Origin of the sequence: Curtobacterium sp. B18 (genome assembly GCF_000333375.1) — a bacterium.
Lineage (GTDB): Bacteria > Actinomycetota > Actinomycetes > Actinomycetales > Microbacteriaceae > Curtobacterium.
Map to the genome: position 1 here is coordinate 1 of NZ_BACZ01000277.1, position 5,000 is coordinate 5,000.

Annotated in this window: 1 protein-coding gene and 2 pseudogenes; 2 read left to right on the plus strand and 1 reads right to left on the minus strand. The window is 71.6% G+C overall.

The features are described from left to right. Positions 1 to 378 (minus strand): annotated as a pseudogene (locus I5E_RS07110) (DedA family protein); the annotation flags it as partial. A 2-nt stretch (positions 379 to 380) separates the two neighbouring features. On the opposite strand from I5E_RS07110, the pseudogene I5E_RS07115 reads away from it, so the two are divergent. Continuing rightward, positions 381 to 1,436 (plus strand): annotated as a pseudogene (locus tag I5E_RS07115) (glutamine synthetase family protein); the annotation flags it as partial. Between the two features lie 22 nt (positions 1,437 to 1,458). Further along, positions 1,459 to 4,431 carry a bifunctional [glutamine synthetase] adenylyltransferase/[glutamine synthetase]-adenylyl-L-tyrosine phosphorylase gene (locus I5E_RS07120; protein WP_031261782.1) on the plus strand — a complete coding sequence of 991 codons (2,973 nt, stop codon included), beginning with the start codon at positions 1,459 to 1,461 and terminating at the stop codon, positions 4,429 to 4,431. The last annotated feature ends 569 nt before the right edge of the window (positions 4,432 to 5,000 follow it).

The following is a 5,000-nucleotide window of genomic DNA, read 5'->3' on the forward strand; positions in this document are numbered from 1 at the left end:
GTGCTGCGGTTCGGTCCCCGCCTCGCCCGCGGCTTCGTCGCGCTTGGCCCTGCGTGCGTTCCGCACGTACGTCAGCGCCATCGGCACCACCGTCACGACGACGGCCGCGAGCAGGATGATGTCGATGTACTCGCGGACGATGTGCGCGACGAACGGGATGTGCCCGATGAAGTACCCGAGGAACGTCACGCCGACGCCCCAGATGACGGCGCCGATCGCGTTGTACAGCGAGTACTTCTTGTAGTTCATCCGGCCGACACCGGCGGCGATCGGCAGGAAGGTCCGCACGACCGGGACGAAGCGGGCGAGGATCACGGCGAGCGGTCCGAAGCGGTGGAAGAACGCGTTCGTGCGGTCGACGTTGGCCTTCGAGAAGAGCCATCACGACGCCGGACGGGCAGCCCGCCGTCGCCGACCCGCGCAACGTGCTGAAGCGCACGCTGGCGAAGGCGAGCGAGCGCGGCTTCACGTTCTACACGCACCCCGAGATCGAGTTCTACCTGCTGAAGAGCCGTGACTGGAAGGACGGCGGCCCCCAGCCCGTCGACCGCGCCGGCTACTTCGACAACGTCCCCGGTGGCAGCGCGCACGACTTCCGTCGCCGGTCGGTCCGGATGCTCGAGGACCTCGGCATCTCGGTGGAGTTCTCCCACCACGAGGCCGGCCCCGGGCAGAACGAGATCGACCTCCGCTACGCCGACGCGCTGACGATGGCCGACAACATCATGACCTTCCGCACGGTCGTGAAGGAGGTCGCGATCGAGCAGGGCGTCTACGCCACCTTCATGCCGAAGCCGCTCTCCGGGCAGCCGGGCTCGGGCATGCACACGCACGTGTCGCTGTTCGAGGGCGACCAGAACGCGTTCTACGAGGCGGGCGGCCAGTACCAGCTGTCCGACACGGCGAAGCACTTCATCGCCGGTGTCCTCAAGCACGCTCCCGAGATCACCGCGGTCACGAACCAGTTCGTGAACTCGTACAAGCGACTCTGGGGCGGTGACGAGGCTCCGTCGTTCGTGACCTGGGGCCACAACAACCGCTCGGCGCTCGTGCGCGTCCCGCTGTACAAGCCGAACAAGGGCCAGTCCGCCCGCATCGAGTACCGCGGCATCGACTCGGCGGCGAACCCGTACCTGGCGTACTCGCTGCTGCTCGCCGCCGGGCTCAAGGGCGTCGACGAGGGCTACGAGCTCCCGCCCGAGGCCGAGGACAACGTCTGGAGCCTGTCCGACTCCGAGCGGCGCGCGCTCGGGTACAGCCAGCTCCCGGCGAGCCTCGACCATGCCCTCAGCCTCATGGAGGACTCGGAGCTCGTGGCCGAGACGCTCGGCGAGCAGGTCTTCAACTTCGTGCTGCTGAACAAGCGGCAGGAGTGGAAGGCCTACCGCGACCAGGTCACGCCGTTCGAGCTCGACACCAACCTCGGCGCGCTCTGACGGCACCGGGAGCGCGCACCAGATGACCGGTCGGACGACGACGTCGCGTTCCGAGTTGGCCCGGTTGGGCTTCGCGGAGCTGTCGGAGAGCCTCGAACGCATCGCCGACCTGGAGGCGCGGTTCGGCCCCGACCTGCCGGTGCCGGTGAGCGCCGCCCCGGCCCTCTGGGAGTCCACCGCCGATCCGGACGGCGCGCTCCGCGCGCTCGAGCGGTTGCTCGAGCGCGCGCCGGACGAACTGCGCCCCGTCCTCGCGGACGAGGCCGCGGCCGAGCGCCTCGTCCGGCTGCTCGGCGCGTCGGTCGGGCTCGGCGAGTTCCTGCACCGGCGCCCGGCCGAGATCGACCTGCTGCTCGACCCGGTGACGGCGCCGTGGTCGCAGGAGGCCTACACCGCGTCGCTGCTCGCGGCGATCGACGGCGCCACCGGTGAGGACGCGCGGCTCCGGCTGCGCGTGCGCTACCGCCGGCACCTCGCCCAGATCGCCCTCTTCGACGTCCTGAACGCCGCGCCGACCGAGGCGTTCCCCGCCGTAGCCGCCGGGCTCGCCGACCTCGCGGGCGCCGCGCTCGAGGCCGCGGTGGACGTCGCCCGGCGCGAGGTCCCGTTCCCGGCGGCCGACGTCGCCGCGACGCCGCTCGCCGTCATCGCGATGGGCAAGGCCGGGGCGCGCGAGCTGAACTACGTCAGCGACGTCGACGTCATCTTCGTGACCGAGCCGACCCGTGACGACGAGGCAGACACCGGCGTCGGCACCGACCGGGCCGTGCTCATCGCGACCCGGCTGGCCATCGCGGCGACCCATGCGATCACCGACCTCGCGGCCGAGCCGGCGCTCTGGGAGGTCGACGCGAACCTCCGTCCGGAGGGCAAGGACGGCGCGCTCGTCCGGACCCTCGACTCGCACGTGGCGTACTACGAGCGGTGGGCGAAGGAGTGGGAGTTCCAGGCGCTGTTGAAGGCGCGGCCGATCGCCGGCTCCGTCGACCTGGGGGAGCGCTACGCCCAGGCGGTCGCCGGGTTCGTGTGGACGTCCGCGCAGCGCCCGGGGTTCGTCGAGTCCGTGCAGCGCATGCGCCAGCGGGTGACGGACAACATCCCCGACGACGAGGTCGACCGGCAGCTCAAGCTCGGGCCCGGCGGGCTGCGGGACGTCGAGTTCACCGTGCAGCTCCTCCAGCTCGTGCACGGCCGCGACGACGAGACTGTGCGGGTCCGGTCCACGCTCGAGGCGATGGACGCCCTCACCGCCGCGGGCTACGTCGGTCGCCCCGAGGCCGCGCGGTTCGGCCCGGACTACGCCCTGCTCCGCCTGCTCGAGCACCGGATTCAGCTGCGCCGCCTGCAGCGCACCCACCTGATGCCCTCCGACGAGGAGGAGCTCCGCGTCCTGGCACGCTCGAGTGGCCTCGCCCGGTCGGCATCGGCGGTCGAGACCCGGTGGCGGGCCGTGAAGCTCGAGGTCCGCGGACTCCACGAGCGCCTGTTCTACCGACCGCTGCTGTCGGCGGTGGCGGCGAGCGACGGCGACATCGTGCTGACGAGCGACCAGGCCGTCGACCGCCTCGGCGCGATCGGCTTCGCGGACCCGGCGGGCGCGCTCAGCCACATCCGCGCGCTGACCCAGGGGACGAGCCGTCGCGCCGCGATCCAGCGCAACCTCCTGCCCGTGCTCCTGCGGTGGATGGCCGAGGGGCCGGCACCCGACCGGGCGCTCCTGGCCTTCCGCCGGCTGAGCGACACCCTGGGGGAGTCGAGCTGGTTCCTCCGCATGCTCCGCGACTCGTCCGGTGCGGCGCACTCGCTCACGACGGTGCTGTCCGAGTCGGCCTTCCTGTCCGGTCTGCTCGAGCGCTTCCCCGAGGCCGTCGCCTGGCTCGACGAACCCGAGACGCTGCTGCGGCCCCGCCCGGTCGAGTCGCTGCTCGCCGAGGTCAGCGCGACGACCGCCCGGCACGGCGACGACGTCGACGGCGCCGCGGCACTGGTGCGGTCCGCCCGCCGTCGTGAGACCCTCCGTCTCGGCATGGCGGCGGTGCTCGGGCACCTCGACGTGGACGCCCTCGGGCCCGCGCTCAGCGACGTCACCGAGTCCACCCTCGCCGGCGCCCTCGTGCTGGCACGGCGGGACGCCCCGCCCGGGCTCGAGTTCGGCGTCATCGCGATGGGACGGTACGGCGGGCGCGAGCTCGGGTTCGGTTCCGACGCCGACGTGCTCTACGTCTACCGCGCGCCCGAGGACGTCCCCTCGGAGCAGGCCTCGCGGGCGGCGCAGACCATCGTGCGGGAACTCGGGCGGCTCACCGACGACGCCATCCACCCGCTCGACCTCGACATCGACCTGCGTCCAGAGGGCAAGAACGGTCCCGTGGTCCGCACGCTCGACTCCTACGGCGCCTACTACGCCCGCTGGTCGCTCACGTGGGAGGCGCAGGCGCTGCTCAGAGCCCGGGGTGCGGTGGGGGACGCGCAGCTCCTCCGTGACTTCGAGCACCTGGCCGACCGGACGCGGTACCCGGACCGCATCGACGACCAGCAGGTCCGCGAGGTCCGGCGCATCAAGGCCCGCGTCGAGTCCGAGCGGCTCCCGCGCGGTGCGGACCCGGCACGCCACCTCAAGCTCGGACGCGGTTCACTGAGCGACGTGGAGTGGTTCGTCCAGCTCCTGCAGCTCCAGCACGCGCTGACGATCCCCGGCCTCCGGACGACCTCGACGCTCGAGGCCCTCGACGCCGCACGCGACGCCGGGCTCGTGGCACCCGAGGACGCCGAGCGGCTCGGGGCGGCGTGGCGGTTCGCGTCGCGGACCCGGAGCGCGCTCGTCCTCTGGTCGGGCAAGACGACCGACGTGCTGCCCGTCGACCGTGTGCAGCTCGAGGGCATCGCCCGGCTCATGGAGTACCCGCCGGGGTCGGCGTCGGAGCTCGAGGACGACTACCTCGGGATCACCCGCCGGGCCCGTCAGGTCTTCGAGCGCGAGTTCTACGGCGCCTGACCCCGGTCGCGACACGCCCGAGCTGACGTGTTTCGCAGTGAGTTGACACGTCCTCGGAAGTGAATTCCCCGTAACGCGCAGCGTCCCCCGTTCGACATCTCCGTGTACCCCGGGGCACAGGTGGCCGCCCGTCGTTACCTCGTCGTGATCGTTCGCCGTCGGGTGTCGGGGAGGCGTGCCGGAGCCACGCGGTGACGCGCCCGGCGACCATGCTCTGAACGGGGCTTTCCTGCGGTGGTACGCCGCGCCTCCCGGAACCTGCTCGTGCTCGTGACGGCCATCCGGCACCGCTTCCGGTCCACCGGAGTGCTGTCAGCACCAGTGCGGACAGGATCTTCCCACCGCGAGGGGGACCGACGTGTACCCCGTAACACGCTCGTAACGCCCCCGGACGGGGGCCGCGTTGCGCGTGCGGTCACGGTTCTGCATCAATGGGGTAACCCGAACCGACCCTGATTCCCCGATGAAGCGGAATCTCCACCTCGAACGTTGAAGCAGGGATCGATGTTCACCTTCATTCTGCAGATCAGGCAGATGGTCGAAGGGCATCCCGAGTTCTACCTTTCGCC